This is a genomic window from Parasutterella sp. St.1A3, from assembly GCF_059728705.1.
In genome coordinates, this window is the sequence record NZ_BAAGFK010000001.1 from 1,712,223 (window position 1) to 1,728,346 (window position 16,124).

14 protein-coding genes are annotated in these 16,124 nt (G+C 48.0%); 11 read left to right on the plus strand and 3 right to left on the minus strand.

Annotated elements, in window-relative coordinates:
• Positions 1-102 precede the first annotated feature (102 nt).
• The 8 genes from AC6I1F_RS07935 (at position 103) to AC6I1F_RS07970 (ending at position 9,041) form a co-directional block, all read left to right on the plus strand.
• On the plus strand, positions 103-576 hold the full coding sequence (locus AC6I1F_RS07935) for a CYTH domain-containing protein (protein WP_160335743.1): 474 nt from the start codon (positions 103-105) through the stop codon (positions 574-576).
• 8 nt (positions 577-584) lie between these two features.
• On the plus strand, positions 585-1,223 hold the full coding sequence (locus AC6I1F_RS07940) for a hypothetical protein (protein WP_160335744.1): 639 nt from the start codon (positions 585-587) through the stop codon (positions 1,221-1,223).
• A 273-nt stretch (positions 1,224-1,496) separates the two neighbouring features.
• Entirely contained in the window at positions 1,497-3,395 is a 1,899-nt protein-coding gene (locus AC6I1F_RS07945; RefSeq protein WP_497801721.1) for an IS1634 family transposase, read from the plus strand.
• Between the two features lie 5 nt (positions 3,396-3,400).
• On the plus strand, positions 3,401-4,900 hold the full coding sequence (locus tag AC6I1F_RS07950; protein ID WP_497801722.1) for an SLC13 family permease: 1,500 nt from the start codon (positions 3,401-3,403) through the stop codon (positions 4,898-4,900).
• Between the two features lie 87 nt (positions 4,901-4,987).
• Entirely contained in the window at positions 4,988-6,409 is a 1,422-nt protein-coding gene (locus AC6I1F_RS07955) for a hypothetical protein (RefSeq protein WP_251569804.1), read from the plus strand.
• 324 nt (positions 6,410-6,733) lie between these two features.
• Positions 6,734-8,143: an alanine/glycine:cation symporter family protein gene (locus tag AC6I1F_RS07960; protein ID WP_160335747.1), complete on the plus strand. Its 1,410-nt coding sequence runs from the start codon at positions 6,734-6,736 to the stop codon at positions 8,141-8,143.
• Between the two features lie 262 nt (positions 8,144-8,405).
• Positions 8,406-8,594 (plus strand): hypothetical protein, encoded by a 189-nt coding sequence (locus tag AC6I1F_RS07965; protein ID WP_160335748.1) that lies wholly within the window; start codon positions 8,406-8,408, stop codon positions 8,592-8,594.
• Between the two features lie 153 nt (positions 8,595-8,747).
• Positions 8,748-9,041, plus strand: coding sequence for a hypothetical protein (locus tag AC6I1F_RS07970; RefSeq protein WP_160335749.1), 294 nt, complete (start codon positions 8,748-8,750; stop codon positions 9,039-9,041).
• A gap of 447 nt (positions 9,042-9,488) precedes the next feature.
• Here the strand turns inward: AC6I1F_RS07970 and aroC are convergent, their stop codons facing one another.
• On the minus strand, positions 9,489-10,565 hold the full coding sequence (aroC, locus tag AC6I1F_RS07975; protein ID WP_160335750.1) for a chorismate synthase: 1,077 nt from the start codon (positions 10,563-10,565) through the stop codon (positions 9,489-9,491).
• A 78-nt stretch (positions 10,566-10,643) separates the two neighbouring features.
• Here aroC and AC6I1F_RS07980 point away from each other — a divergent pair, with 78 nt between their 5' ends.
• Both AC6I1F_RS07980 and AC6I1F_RS07985 read left to right on the plus strand, forming a co-directional pair.
• On the plus strand, positions 10,644-11,186 hold the full coding sequence (locus tag AC6I1F_RS07980; protein WP_277612585.1) for a GNAT family N-acetyltransferase: 543 nt from the start codon (positions 10,644-10,646) through the stop codon (positions 11,184-11,186).
• Positions 11,187-11,221: 35 nt separating this feature from the next.
• Entirely contained in the window at positions 11,222-11,503 is a 282-nt protein-coding gene (locus AC6I1F_RS07985) for a hypothetical protein (RefSeq protein WP_160335752.1), read from the plus strand.
• 14 nt (positions 11,504-11,517) lie between these two features.
• Here the strand turns inward: AC6I1F_RS07985 and murJ are convergent, their stop codons facing one another.
• Complete coding sequence (gene murJ / locus AC6I1F_RS07990; RefSeq protein WP_160335753.1) at positions 11,518-13,068, minus strand: murein biosynthesis integral membrane protein MurJ; 1,551 nt, start codon at positions 13,066-13,068, stop codon at positions 11,518-11,520.
• A 672-nt stretch (positions 13,069-13,740) separates the two neighbouring features.
• Between murJ and rpsT the strand changes: the two genes are divergently transcribed.
• On the plus strand, positions 13,741-14,004 hold the full coding sequence (rpsT, locus tag AC6I1F_RS07995; RefSeq protein ID WP_160335754.1) for a 30S ribosomal protein S20: 264 nt from the start codon (positions 13,741-13,743) through the stop codon (positions 14,002-14,004).
• Positions 14,005-14,804: 800 nt separating this feature from the next.
• Here rpsT and AC6I1F_RS08000 read toward each other — a convergent pair.
• Entirely contained in the window at positions 14,805-16,100 is a 1,296-nt protein-coding gene (locus tag AC6I1F_RS08000) for an NCS2 family permease (protein ID WP_160336341.1), read from the minus strand.
• Between the last annotated feature and the right edge of the window lie 24 nt (positions 16,101-16,124).

The following is a 16,124-nucleotide window of genomic DNA, read 5'->3' on the forward strand; positions in this document are numbered from 1 at the left end:
TAAGACGTATATGATTTGATAATTTTTTATTTTTCTGCCGCAAGCTCAGAATGTACTCATCGTTATTAACCAATGACTTATTCATTTAGCAAGGAGCATAAAGTGGCAAAAGAAATTGAGAGAAAATTCCTCGTCGTCGGCGACGAATGGCGTAAGGGCGCTGTCGGTACACATTATCGTCAGGGCTATCTGAACAGCGTTAAGGAACGCACTGTCCGCATCCGCACCATCAATGACAAAGCATTCCTCACAGTCAAAGGACTGACGGTCGGCTGCACTCGTCTCGAGTTCGAATATGCGATCCCGTATGACGACTGCGTCAAGATGCTCGACGAACTTGCTGAAAAACCCATCATTGAGAAGACCCGCTATAAGATTCCTGCCGGGAACGGCCTGACTTGGGAAATCGATGAATTCCACGGCGTTAACGAAGGTCTGGTTGTCGCTGAAATTGAAATTCCCTCGGAAGACACTGCGTTTGTCAAACCGGAATGGATCGGTGAAGAAGTTTCTTCTGATCCCCGTTATTTCAATTCCAACCTCGTTGCTCATCCTTTCACCACCTGGAACAAGTAGGCCTCAAAATGACAAATCCTTACGACAAAAACAAAGCCATCAGCGCTGACGAAGCCGCCAAAATCATCCCCCGCGCTGAATTCCGTGTCTTTGGTAAAGACATCATCTCCGGCGTTCAGGAACACATGTGGAAATGCAAAGCCACACTTTACGCTGCCCGCATAATGCCGACCGAAGTCTATTTCCTCTCCCGCCGCACCAACGAAGCCAACGTCAAAGTTCGTGACGGACTGCTCGACATCAAGACCAAAGTCGGTGAAACACCCGAAGGCTACGAAATCTTCCAGCCGAGAGGAAAGTTCCAGTTCCCGGTCAAACAGGCAGAACTTGCGGAAATTCTCAAGCATCTGCAGGTACCGCTTGAACTGACCAAGGACGTTTACACGCTTGAAGAGTTCATCGCTATGGCTAAAGACAACCCCGAACTTGCGGTTGTGCGCGTAGAAAAGAAACGCTACGGATTCTCCGTTGAAGGCATCATCTGCGAATACGCCCAGGTTTGGTTCAACGGCGCTATGGTTGAAACTGCCTGCTGCGAAAGCGAAAACTATGAAGGCATGAAGAAAGCCACCGAAGCACTTGGCATCGCCGACCTGCCCAACACAAATTACTTAAAGGCGGCCAAACAAGTTCTCGGCATGAACTAAAGATTTACCAGATTTAACCGGAACGGCGGTCTTGAACGACCGCCGCAAAAACTATGACAACGAACACCGTCCAGACCAAATTCGATCCGTTGGATCTGAACAGTTATTCGCTAAACCGACTCCCCAAAAAAAAGCTCACCTGTTTTTTACACTTTTTAGCTAACTAAAAGCCTCATGAGCCCCGATGGGCTCTTATTTTTGCGCTTATTTTACTATTTACTTCTACGTATTACCTGTAGTATAATAATAGAGGTTTTATCAAGGTACGTACTCATGCACTACAGAATCGGATTCAGCTCTAAGAAAGAAAGCGCCAGTGTTTACATTGAATGCTCGGTAAGAAAACCGGGCGTCAACCACCCGGTACGAGAGATTGTTAAACGTCTTGGAAAGAAAAAAGATCTTCTTGAAAAGGATCCAAACGCACTTGAGAAGATTCAGTTGGAAGTCGACGAGATGAACCGCGGTGTCCAAGGCAGGAAATTTGTCTCGACACCGGCCACTCTGGAGAACTTAAACTCTGAGCTGGCGGAGCTGATGCAAAACCAAAGTCTAATGAAAGATGCTCGATTCGATAACCGATGCGCCGGGTATCTTATCCTCAAGAGTATCTACGATGAATTGAATCTGGATTACAAACTGAACTACATTTCTAAGGATGCCGCTTTCAAGTATGACTTGGCAAAGATAACTAAGGATCTGGTGCTTCTCAGAGTCTTAAACCCTGCCTCGAAGCTGCGTTCCTCCGTTCACGGTCCGGCTGAGTATTTAGGCTTTTCCTCGGACAATGTCAACCACATCTATAAGTCCTTAGATGTTCTATGCAGGAACAAATCTGCAATCATTGATTACGTTAATAAGCAGTTTGGTAAGCAAGTCCCGACAAGAAATACAGCTGTGTGCCTGTACGACATTACGACATACGCATTTGAAAGCACAGACCAGGATGCACTTCGTGACTTTGGATACTCGAAAGATAAGAAGTTCAACGAGGTACAGGTGGTGATGGCTCTTGCCACGGATCAGCAAGGATTACCGCTGGATTACTCTCTGTTCAAAGGAAATCAGGCGGAGGCGGCAACCATGGTGCCCTTCATATCCGAGCTCAAGAAAAAGTTCAAGGTATCAAACTTTACGATTGTCGCCGACAGAGGCTTAAACAGCAAAGCCAACATTGACGCACTGGTTAAGCTTGGCAATAACTACGTTCTATCCTCAAAGATCCGAGGCGCCAGTGAAGACATCAAAGCTCAGGTACTTGACCCTGAGGGGCGCAAGCCGCTGATCCGTACAGGCAGTGACGGTGAGGTCATTGAAGAAGGCTGGTACAAGGAACTGCATGTTACGGAGCCGATTCTTTATAGATATCCGAATTATGTCTTTGAGCAGAATGATGAGAAAAAGCTGGAGGATTTAGAAAATCAGCTCAATCACAAAACAACTAAGTCGGCAAAGAACGTTAAAAGCACGATCAAACGCAGATACATAATCACGTGGACTCCGTCTCGCGCCGCCAAAGATAGAAAGGATCGAGACAGGCTAATCAGGAAAGCCAACTTGCTGATAGCGTATCCCTCCAACATAAAAGCCAATTTCAAACGAGGCGGAAGAAGCTTTGTGATTGTGGACATGCAGCTGGAGACGGCCAGACTGGACAGTAATCTCATTGAAGAGCAGGAACAATTTGACGGAATTCACGTCGTGGAAACTTCCTTGGACTCTCCCGCACAAGAAGTCTTAGCGATTTATGGGAATCTGTGGCGTATAGAAAACAGCTTTAGAAACCTGAAAAGCTCTCTGCAGGCAAGGCCGGTTTATGTTCGACTGCCGGAACATGTCAGAGGTCACTTCTTAACCTGTTATCTGGCGCTGTGCATCAGTAGATACTTAGAGCATAAATTGAATGAAGCCGGCAAACATAGGACTCCGGATGAAATTGTCCATAGCCTAAATTCAGCCAGAATTGCATTGATTAATCCGACCCCAAAAGTTGAGTTCTACGGGACAAGCGGATTTAATGAGACAGTTGCGGACATTATGTCCGTAGTCGGGTTAACGGTCCCTGACACATTTGAACAGCCCAGTACACTCAGGAGAAAGCTGAAAGTCTTTGCTGCTATGAGAGACCTATTTACCTCTACTACGAAAAAAAATAAAAAAGAGAAACCCTAGAAACATTGATAATACGGGCTTCAAGGTTTTTTTATGACTCTAAAAGTGTAGAAAACAGGAAAAAGCTCACAAAGACCGGAGCTTTCTTCAGAACATGGGGACTGCCGATCGCCGCAATTCTGTTCGTCCTTCTCGCGTACGTCTTCCAAATTCCTATTCTGAACGCGAAACAGCAGGTGATGTTCGCGCTTTTTGCGACTGCGCTTTTCCTCTGGATCAGCGAAGCGCTTCCGAACTACGTGACCTCAATGCTTTTAATCTGCGGACTCGTGCTGACCGGGATTTTAAAAGCAAAGCCGGCCATGGCCACCCTAGGCGATCCGGTCATTTGGCTGAACGTTTCCGCGTTCGTGCTTGCGAGCGCTCTGGTTAAGACGCAGCTCGTGAAACGCGTCGCGCTTTGGCTGATTCTGAGATTCGGCCGAAACGCCTCGGCAATCTTTTTGACATTCCTCGGCATTAACGTCCTGCTGGCAGCCTTTGTAAACGCGACAGCCGCAAAAGCCGCACTCATGATGCCTCTCTTTATGGTGATCTCTGCGGTTTACGGAGCGCCCGGCACCGATTCCACCAACAATTTCTCCCGTAATCTGGTGCTCTATAACCTCGTCATGATCAATGCGAGCTGCAACGCGTTTATGACCGGATCCGGCGCCAACCTTCTTGCAATCGCGCTGCTCGCGGGCGCAGGCTGCACCATTTATTACTTTGACTGGCTGATGGCCGGTCTGCCGCTTGTCATCGGATTCGGCATCATCGGCTACGCGCTTGGCGTGCGCTTCATCTTCCCGGTCTCAAAGGAAGACTCGCAGCCCAAACTTCAGGGCGGCATGGAGTCGCTCCAAAAAGCCTACGATGAGCTCGGTCCCTTCAAAGTCAATGAACTTAAAGCCATCGCGATCTTCGGACTGGTGCTCCTCGTTTGGGCAACCGATAAGATCCACGGCATCAATGCAACGGTTGTTGCCATGACCGGCGCCGTCATCATGCTCGCGCCGCAGTTTAAGCTGCTGAACTGGAACGACGTGGATATTCCGTGGCACCTGATGATCTTCTCGGCAGGCGCCTATGCGCTGGGTGCAGGTCTGACCGCGACCAAACTGATGGACACGCTCACCAAGGCGATGATGGACGGACTCGGTTTGGCTTCAATGAGCTACTTCAGCCTGTATGCGCTCCTGACCGGCATCTTTATCACGAGTCATTTCATCTTCCAAAGCAAGAACATGAGAACCATTATTTTCATGCCGATCGTCATCGGTATTGCTCAGGAATTAAAGATCGACATCCTTTCGCTCGCAATCCCGGTCGCGCTCTGCATCAACGTCTGCTGGAGTCTTCCGTTTAACGCAAAGCCTAACGCGATGCTTTACGGCACCAACAAATACACGATGGGAGAATCCTTCTATTACGGCTTCGTAATGTCGATTCTCTACTGGCTGGGCCTATTGCTCGCAGGAGCTACCTACTTCAAATGGCTCGGCATCACGCCCGGATTCTTCTAACGAGGTAATCCCCGATCGCGCCGCAAAGCCGAAGAAAGCTTTGCGGCGCTTTTCTTCTCCTTCAGTCAACTCGCCAAGGAGCACGCCATGCTGACAGACGCGATCAAACTGCACGGCAGAAAACAAATCGAAATCAAACAAAAAATCCGTATCGCCGCTCAATCCAAGAAGCTCAAATACCGAGTCGACAATTTCTTTATCTTTCCGGGTGCGCTTCAGATCACAGAAAACAATTTCAAAAAGGAAGAATTCAAGCGCAATCTGAAGTGCTACCTGAGCCTCTCTGAAACCAGTCCCAGCTTGGAGACGCTCTTTGACGAACTTTCCGAACCGCTGCAGTCCTGCTCCGACATCAATCAGCTCAGCACCGCTTATAAAAGGTTCGGTCTGAGATTTAAATCCGCTCTGCAGGAAAGATGCCGGGCTTTAATGGGAACCTCGGAACTGACAGCTGACGAAGTTGATGACTTTCTGCGCACTGTCGGGCAGCTCCTTGAAGAATTTCGTAAAGTTAAATCCTCTCAGACGCATGACAAGGATGTAGGGCATCTGCTTGACTGCCTTGACGAATTTCTCACGGTGGAAACCGCTTTCTGCCTCAGAGATCTGAGCGCTGTCTTCGTCGGAGAAAACCGAACAAAGATACTCTCTCACTGGCGAGACGTCGAAGACTATCGTCAAATGCATTTCCCTTATGAAATTCCTGAAGGAGAAAGCAAAGAATCCGCATTTCTTCTGCGCTGGTCTCATCTGAAGAAATTTGTGCACAGCTGTCTTTATCTTGACATCCGATATAAGGCAGGAGCGCCCCTGCTGACTCATTCCATCTACGGATCAGCGGCCGCTCTCTCCATGCTGTTTGCGACGATCGTCGCCTTCTTCTACCAGGATCTCTACGGCTCGCTGAGCCGCAACCTATTCTTTGCGCTTGTAATCGCCTACATCTTTAAAGATCGCTTCAAAGAAATTTTTAGAGACTGGCTCTCAAACGTTATTTTTAGAAGATGGATACCGGACAGACGGCTTTTTATTTTCATGAATAATCAGCGCGTCGGTTCGGCCAAAGAAAATTTCGGCTTTGTACGTTCAGAGGAGCTGCCATTGCGCGCTGAGGATTTAATCCGAGACGCTTCACGCAGGTTTGAACTTTCTGCTTTCCGGCCTGACTCCGTATTTCGTTACAGTCGTGAAGTTTCATTGTCGGTCAGCGAACTGCCTCAGCAAACGTGCCTCATTGATATTGTCCGCTTCAATATCTCCGAATTCCTCCATAACCTCGGCGCCAAATCCGAAGAACTTCCGTTTTTCAGCGAAGACGGCAAGAGCCCGAAAGGCGAAAAGCTCTACAACATTTATCTCCTGCGCATATTCAGCTGTGCAGGCAGGATGGACTCCGAAGTGATCAGAATTACTGTAAACGCTAAATCCGTACGTCGAATCAGCATTGTTAAAGCTTATGAGGTTGGAAATTCCGTCATAGAAAACCGCGGCAAATTTATCTATACCTAACGCTATAACCGAGACTTACTTCTTTATCGACTTAAAGCTCACAGGATGTTTAGGGAACCTCAAAAGCTCAGGCATGCCCGGAACTTTTTCGATATCTGCTCCTCAAACCAACCTGCTCTATTACGAGAAGTTTTTTGTCGAAAAAATCCGGAGCCTCGTCACGGAAAATTGGACTATAAGAAAATCGAACAGGACACAATCCCTTAAAAATTAATCCCCCTGAAAACAAAAAGCTGAACAAAAATTGTTCGTATTTGCGGTATCACTAATTTGCGATTGCTACAATTAGTGGTTAATCCTGATACTTATCCTTTTTAATAGTCAATGAATTGGTTCGCTTCTGCTGTCGCGTCTATTAATGACGTTCTTTGGTCTTATGTTCTGATCATCATGCTGATTGGCATCGGACTTTGGTTTACTTTTACCTCGCGTTTTGTCCAAATCACTAATATTCGGGAGATGTTCCGCTGCGTGCTCGAAGGATCCAGAACGCCTCCGCCCAACGGACATATTTCTCCTTTCCAGGCTTTCTGCATTTCTACAGCGTCCCGAGTCGGTGTCGGCAATATCGCCGGTATCGCGATTGCCGTTGTCACGGGTGGTCCCGGCGCTATTTTCTGGATGTGGGTTATCGCGACAATCGGTGCGGCAAGTGGCTTTATCGAATCTACCCTTGCGCAGATCTATAAAATTCGCAAACCGGGCGGAGGCTTTCTCGGAGGCCCCGCTTATTACATCAAGAACGCGCTGGGTTCCCCTTTCTTCGCGGGCGTATTTGCGGTCCTGATTTCCGTCACATATGGTCTGATCTTTAACTCTGTGCAGGCCAACACAATGTCGCTTTCAATTGCGACAACTTTCCAGATTGACCCGCTCTACACCGGCATCGGCGTTGCCATTCTGACTTCACTTGTAATTTTCGGAGGCATGACACGCATCGCGAAGGTCGCAAGCTACATTGTGCCTTTTATGGCGGGGGCTTATCTTCTGCTCGCGCTTGTGATTACCTTAATGAACATCACGGAAGTACCTCGCGTGCTTCTCATGATTGTCACCAAAGCCTTCAATTTTGAGTCAGTAACCGGCGCCGCAATCGGTACTGCCATGATGACCGGCATTAAACGCGGTCTCTTCTCCAACGAAGCCGGTATGGGTGCTGTTCCGAATGCCGCTGCTGCTGCGGACGCAACTCACCCGGTCAAACAGGGTCTCATTCAGTCCATGGGCGTTTACTTCGACACCCTATTCGTCTGCACCGCTTCTGCGATGCTGGTTCTGCTCTCGCCGGAATGGGAAAGCGCAAAAATTACCGGTATTGAATTGGTTCAGAAATCCGTTGCCGGTCAGCTCGGCACCTGGACAAATTTCTTCATGACAATCGTCGTTCTTTTCTTTGCCTTCAGCTCCATTATCGGCAATTATTTCTACGGCGAAATGAATATGCCCTTTATCTCTAAGAGCAAAGCAGCGCTTCCGATCTTCAGAGCCTGCGTCGTAGTCATGGTATTTGTCGGCTCCATCGCATCCCTTTCCATTGTTTGGGATTTGGCCGACCTCTTCATGGCGCTTATGGCAATTGTCAACTTAATCGCGATTGTTCTCCTCGGGAAGTATGCAATTGCAGCGCTCAGAGATTACAACGCGCAGAAAGCCAATGGCATCACGGATCCGGAATTTGACCCTGCTGTTCTTTCGAACACAAAAGGCGTCAGCTGCTGGCCGAGAAAAAAGTAAGCAAACGGACCTTCAATGAAAAATTAAACTCATAAATTTGGAGAGAGCAAACAGGTATTGTGAACGATGCGACTGACACGCCTTAATCCGGTTCGATCTGTAGGCGTGTCCGCATATACAGCTTGTTAGCCATACCCCGGAGCTTTTTATTATTGAGCTGCCTCCTAATGCGGAGGATTATCCGAATCTCTAAAATGCGATAGAAACGCTAGAAATGGGAGCACGCTCCCATGAAACCTCGCACGTGAGTGCGAGGTAGTTCATGGAAAGCGAAAAAGGTCTGGAAGAATTATCCGAGGTTGATGCCCGCTCCGTCGCAAGAGGCAGAGCGGAAGAAAGACTTGAAATCGTAACTAAACTGATTCGGCTTGGCCAAATGTCCCTAGAAAGGATCTCTGAAGTCAGCGGGCTACCTATCGAAGAACTTCTGAAAATCAAAGAGACCGAGTAGAGTCATTCCTAACAGCAATGTTCGCGACCCTTCTGAAAAACCGTTAACAAACGTGCTCAAGGCGCCGTAAACAGACCAGCCCAACTAACAGACGATACTCGCATTATCTTTGTCAACGGCCGGTTCCGAGGAGATGATCCGATCGGAAGATTAATGAATGATTTTTTCAGTAAGGGAGCTGACGAGATGAAAAACGAAGTTTTAGGTGAACGCCTGCGCCTCTTTAAGGATAGAGATAGTCTAGATGAATTATCCGAAGTTGACGCCCGCTCTGTCGCAAGAGGCAGAGCTATAGGAATAGAAGAAGGCAGAAGAGAAGTGAGATTGTCTTGTGCCAAAAAACTCATTGCTGCAAACCTTCTACCTTTGGAAACAATCTCAAAGGTCTGCTGTCTCTCTTTAGAAGAGTTAGAAAAGATTAAGAGCAACATCACCAATCTTACCTAATCCGCTTCTTTTGGAAGAGAGGCAAGTGTCTGACTAAAGTTTCTCCGGTCAAACTCTTGTTTCTTTGCGCCGCTCTCAACTACAACAAACTTCGTTGATACATCCTGCAGCCATACCGGCACGGGCAACTCAAAAATACAAAAAATATTCTCTTCTAACGCCTCTGATTCAGAAGGTATTCAGCCGAGAATCAATCTACAAAATCCCTTGGCCCTCTCCTCCTTTGCACTGACCTTCAACGGAGGCCTGTGTTATTACCTGAAGCCCTTATCTATATTTTGCGGAGAGGTTCCTTCAGCGCTTTGGGCATGAAGGAACCCCGGCTTACTTGGCATCTTTTGACTCGAAACAAACCAAACGGTTCCTTTCACAACCTCCTCTGAGGCAGAGATTGAATGTGATCACCGGCCTTTTGCCAAATAGCCTGAAGCTGATTCACCGAGCGAATCATCCTATTCTTCCGCATTGACCGCGCTGAGCAAGAACTTGATCCATCAGCACCAGTGCAAAAAGTGCTTCAATAATCGGAGCAGCACGAATACCGACACACGGATCATGACGTCCTTTTGTCGACACGCGCACGTTCTCTCCGTCGACGGTCATCGAATCAAGTTCCGTACGAACCGACGGAGTCGGCTTAATTGCGATTCTCGCGGTTATCGGCTGACCGTTTGAAATTCCGCCGAGAATGCCGCCAGCGTGGTTGGAACCAAAATCATTCTCCCAGCGGGTATTCATTTGATCCGCGTTTTCCGTGCCTCTGGCTCCGATCACGTCAAAACCGTCTCCGATGGATACTCCCTTGACCGCGTTCAGTCCCATAAAGGCGTACGCCAGACAGGCGTCCAGCCTGCGATAGATCGGATCACCAAGACCCGCGGGAGCACCAAGCGCTTCAGCGTAAACCTCACTGCCCGCTGAATCGCCTGACTTCCTTAAAGCGTCCATAAAAGCTTCAAGCTCAGGAACCTTCTGCGGATCCGCGGTAAAAAAGGGATTTTCGTCAACCGCCGACCAATCTTTAATAGCAAGCGGTATTCCTCCTAAATTAGTCAGGCACGCCCGAATTTGAATACCTAAGTTCTTTTCCAGCCACTTGCGGGCGACAGCGCCGGCGGCAACGGTCGGCGCAGTCAGTCTTGCCGAACTTCTTCCGCCGCCCCTCGGATCGCGGATGCCGAACTTACGGTAATACGTATAGTCGGCATGCGCCGGTCTGAACACATTCTCAATCGCAGAATAATCCTTGCTGCGCTGATCTTCATTGCGGATCAAAAGCGCGATCGGCGTCCCTGTTGTAACGCCTTTGTAGAGACCCGAGAGAATTTCCACCGTGTCGCTCTCTTTTCTCTGCGTCACGTGCCGCGATTGTCCGGGGCGTCTTCGATCCAGCTGCTTCTGAATATCCTCCGCGCTGAGTTCCATTCCCGGAGGACACCCGTCAATGACGCACCCGATCGCCGGTCCGTGCGACTCGCCGAAATTGGTGACGGCAAAGTATTCTCCAATGCGTGATCCTGCCATTTAACTTCCTTTCCTTATTTGAGCCCCTAGAGGCGGACGCTGTAAGAAATTGTATCTTAATCGACTAAAATCTCTGCCATATTCTATGAGAGAAGAAAAATGGTTTCCTTAGATGTCAATATTCGTTTCGCGCATGAAAGAGACATCGACGCGATTACAAGCATTTATGAACAGGCGGTGCTTTTAGGAACTGGAAGTTTTGAGATTGATCCGCCTGATGAAAAAGAGATGCTTCGAAGAATGCAGCAGGTTTTTGCTTTTAAAGCACCTTATTTAGTCGCCGAATTAGAGGGGCAGATCTTAGGCTTTGCCTACGCGTCCGCCTATCGTCCGAGAGCTGCCTATCGCTTTACCGTTCAGGATTCGATTTACGTCCACCCTGAATGCCGGTCCGTCGGCGTCGGCACACAGCTTCTCACCTCGCTGATCTCTGAGTGCGAAATTCGCGGATTCTCTCAGATGATCGCCATCATCGGCGACTCTGAGAATAAAGCGTCAATCGGTCTGCATAAACACTGCGGTTTTGAGCATGTCGGCACTCTGAAAAACGTCGGATTTAAATTTGACCGCTGGCTGGATTCAGTACTCATGCAAAAAACGCTATCCGCAAGCCAAAACTGACTAAACTAATCAGATCCACTTTAATTGAGACGGTTATGGACGACTACAAAACTGAATACGATCCCGAATGGGTTTTAGCGACACTCAACGACGCTAAAGAAGCGCTGGAAAATTTAATCGCCTATGTTGAAGACAATCCCGATGCCGTCAAGGAAACACTTGATGACGGAATTCAGGATGTATACGCCAAGCTGAATTACGCATACAACAGCGCCAAAGACGGCCCTGAAGCACTCATGACCATGGACGACGATGACTTAGTCGCTTTTCCGATCATGCTACCCTTCAAGCACGGCGTCGACGTCACCAGAGAATAACGAGACTCTCGGATCTAGTCGACTTCACTGACTTTCAGATCCGAGATTCGATAACCGAAAGCGGCGAGTGTTCCAAGATACAGCACCGCCGCACCGACAACCACCGCAAGAATTAGTGCGACCTTGAGAATCCAGGCGCAGGTGAGCTCTGTCCAAACCACATAGTGCTGAATCACGCCCAAATAAACAACGAGCAGCGCGGCGCCGACAAAGATAGCAATAAAGAGCTTTTTCCAGCCGGCAAGCGGCGTGAAAACGCCTCGTTTCCTAAGCGTCAGCATCAGCACACCCGCATTAAAGCAGGCTCCCATACCGACAGAAAGCGCAAGCCCCGCGTGAGAAAACAGCGGAACATTGATCAAATTGAAAATCTGAGTCACAACGAGCGCCGTACATGCAATCTTCACCGGTGTCTTGATATCTTTCTGCGCGTAAAAACCGGGCGCGAGGATCTTAATGCCGATCAGCCCAATCAGACCGCAGGAGTAGCCGAGCACCGCCGTCGAAGTCTGAAAGACATCATTGGCGTTAAAGCGGGCGCTTTGGAAGAGAACTGCAACCAGCCCTTCCCCAAGCATCGCCAAACCAATTGCGGCAGGAATCGCAAAAGCCGCCACCAATTTAAGCCCCCAATCCAATAGCGCGTTGTAGCGCTCCTTCAGTCCTTTGGAAAAGGCTGCTGAAAGACTCGGCAGAAGAACTGTACCCAAGGCGACTCCTAAAAGCGCAGTCGGAAATTCCATGAGGCGATCGGCGTACGCAAGCCAAGTCACCGACCCTTCCTGAAGAAAAGACGCGATATTTGTGTTGATCAGGATGGAAATCTGAGCGACGCCAACACCAAAAAGCGACGGCACCATTAATTTGAGCACGCGGCGAACGGATGGATCTTTAGCTGCGGTTATCGGATTGATGAATCTCGGAAAAAGACCGAGCTTCACCAACTGAGGAATCTGAACAAAAAGCTGAAGAAATCCGCCGGACATTACACCGATTGCCAGTGCAAAAATCGGACGTTCTAAATGAGGCGCAATAAAAAGCGTCGCGGTAATCAGCGAGAGGTTTAAGAGAATCGGAACCGCCGCCGGTATCGCAAAGTGTTTCCATGTATTAAGAATGGACGAGCTCAGCGCGACCATTGACATGAAGAAGATATACGGAAACATGTACCGCGTAAGCTGTACAGCCGTATCAAAAGTCGTCGGCTCCTCGGTGAGACCTGAGGCAATTACCCAGACGAGCACCGGTGCGGCCAAAACGCCAAGTATGCTGACGACTAAAACTACAAACGCCAGCAGAGAGGCAACTTTGTCGATAAATGACTTAGCCTCATGAGGCGAGCGTGTACTTCGGACATCCGCGAGCATCGGTACAAATGCCTGCTGAAACGCTCCCTCGGCAAAGAGCCTGCGCAATAAATTCGGCAGTCTGAAGGCAACATAGTAGGCATCCGTATCTCCGCTTACGCCAAAAACTCGGGCAATAAGGATGTCTCGAATCAGACCTGTGATACGAGATAAAAGTGTCATGCCGGATATAACCGCGGCGTTGCGAAAGATGCTCACGTCTGTACCAAAACAAAAATACTGTAAGAACAGGATTGTAACAGTCCTTGACAGCCAGGCGACGCTATGCCTATGACGGCACTGCCCGAAAGAAACAATCCTATCTTCCGTCCACAATATAGGCGAGAGCGCTTCCAAAATCTGCTTCTGACACAAGAAGCTGAAGTTATCGAAAAAGTCAATTGTCTCTCTGTTGGTTAGGCCTAAGCGATTTTGCGAGGTTAAAAATCCCAGCACTTGGATTATTGACCTCTTAAAATGAGAATGTCAGTTGCTTGGATAAGGTACTATCTCTAACACGTATTCTTTGCTTATAGAAAGCGGGCTGTGAACGCCATGTGCTCATCTAAAGGATTAACCTTGAACTCTTTGTTGTATTCAGTCAGGAAGCACTTGAATCCCTTAGCTTTCACCTCAGAGTTCTTTACCTTAGTGCCTAGCAGTAAAACAACCCATGTTGGAACTACTTCGCAAAGTTTTGTGTGCCTAACAGACAATTGCCTCCCGGTTGATAACAGGAGGTTTTTTTTATATAATCCTGCTCTTTCGTATGGTTCTTTTTCATTTGAGAAAGAGCAAATTTGATTAACCTAACCGGCCGAGCCCGTAGTATTGCTAGTGGCGACCGGTAAAGATTGAAGACGCCACTCGCATAGGCAAGGAAAATAAACAATGGCAAATACTAAGCAAGCTCGCAAGCGCGCTATTCAGGCAGTTGCTCGCAACAAGCATCTTTCCGCTCAGCGCTCTCGCTATCGTACAGCTATCAAGAACGTTCGCAAAGTCATCCTGACCGGCGACAAAGAAGCTGCACTGGTTTCTTACAAGACCGCTCAGTCCGTTATTGACTCAATGGCTGACAAAGGCGTTCTGCACAAAAACGCAGCTGCTCGTCATAAGAGCCGCCTCGTTGCTGCTATCAAGGCTATGGCCTAATTCTGCAGCACCTGCCTTATAAAAGGCATGGAAAAAAGCTCGGGTACATACTCGGGCTTTTTTTGTCCTACGTCCCATCCCCTGCGCTCTTCTCAGTTTGCTCGCCTTGGCGAGGAGGAAACCTTAGGGAACTTAATTTAGTGAAACGCTTTTCAGCGACTGCATAAATGGAGCAGTTACACAGCCTTGCTAACCAACATTAGAAGAACAGAATGCGAGCGTAATTTATGCGCTGCTTCGACAGCTCCGGAGAATCGAAAATAACTTTAGTGTCTTAGAAGCCAGACGAGCGGTGTACGAGTGGACATACAAGATCATTTTGTATTGTGCTGTCTCAGTCTTATCCTAACCCGTTTGATACAGAAGCAGCTGAAAGAGAATACATTGAAATTCTCTGTGAAACGGGCGGTAGAAGCCCTCACTCTGTTCCGTGTCATTCCGTTGAATACATCAGTATCAGTGTATGGTTGCAAACTCAGAAAGAAGCACAGCTTGCGGAGAATACAAGCCTCTTCTGGAAATTGACACTGATGTCTGGAGATCGTGAGACCTGGAGCCAATGACGCGTCTTAAGAGTCACGGCTCTTTAGTTAGAGATCTTGGAAGAAGCCTTAAAATCCGATGAATCGTTGAACTACGAAGCCGCTAGAATCTAATATCTGATAACGCCTTGGTACTCAAGGGATATATTGAGAAACCATTAAAAAAATAAGAAAAAATCCCCGTTTTGTATACAGCAAAATAGCGAAGCATCACAAAAGCGAGGATTTTTCCGAATAACTAAATCCAATAACTTTAAATTAGTGGAGGAAGAGCATCACAATAAAGAAGACCGAAAGAAGATACATCTCGATGCGGATCTTCTTGAACTTACCTGAGATCAGGTTAATCAGTACGTAGCTCAGCAGTCCGAAAACAATTCCGTTTGCGATGCTGTAAGTTAACGGTATCGTGATGATACAGATGAACGCAGGAATCGCCTCCGCATAGTCTTCCAAATCAATCTCTTTGATGCAAGAGATCATCAGGAAGCCTACCAAAATTAAAACCGGTGCAGTCGCCTGAGCAGGAATTGATAAGAAAAGAGGAGCCAGGAAAAGAGACAGGAAGAAGCAAACCGCAATAACGAGAGAGGTTAAACCTGACTTTCCTCCAACGGAAACACCAGCCGCACTTTCCACATACGTAGAGATCGCGCTTGTCCCAAAGCAGGCTCCGATCGTAGTTCCTACCGCATCGGCAAAAAAACTCTCCTTCATTCTCGGCATCCTGCCGTCTTTAACGTAGCCGCCCTTATACAAAAGGCTGACCAGAGTGCCTAAAGTATCAAACAGATCCATGAACAGGAATGAAAATACAACCATCACCATATCCACAGTGAATATGTTGTGCCATTCGAACTGCATAAAAATCGGTTCAACCGAAGGCGGCATGGAAACAATGCCGTCTAAATGAGTCAGCCCGAAAGGTATGCCGCAAATCGTCGTAATCGCGATTCCGATCAGCAGCGCGCCCGGGATATTCTTGACCAGAAGAACAGAGGTGGAAATCAAACCGATAATTACGAGCAGGACGCCCGGCTGGAAAATCTGACCTAAAGCAACTAAGGTCGCATCGTTTTTAACGGAAATTCCGGCATTCTGCAGGCCGATAAACGCAATAAAAAGACCGATACCGACACCAATCGCCTTTTGAATACTCGGCGGTAGGGAGTAAACAATCTTTTCTCGGATATTTGTGACAGTTAGGAAAATGAATATCAAACCTTCTAGAAGCACAGCAGTCAGAGCGAATTGCCACGTATGCCCCATTGACAGGCAAACCGTATAAGCAAAGAAGGCATTGATGCCCATACCCGGGGCCAAGCCGAAAGGCATTTTGGCGTGAAGCGCCATGATAAGAGTCGCAATGCCTGAAGTAATCGCGGTCGTTGCAAATAGCGCTCCTTTATCCATCCCGGTTACTCCGAGGATGGTCGGGTTTACGGCCAAGATGTAGGCCATGGTAAGGAACGTTGAGACGCCGGCAATGATTTCAGTCCTGATTGTCGTCTCTGCCGGGTTAAATCCAAAGTATCTCTGAAGAAGCGAGTTCATTTCTGTCAAACGGTGTTTGAAGCG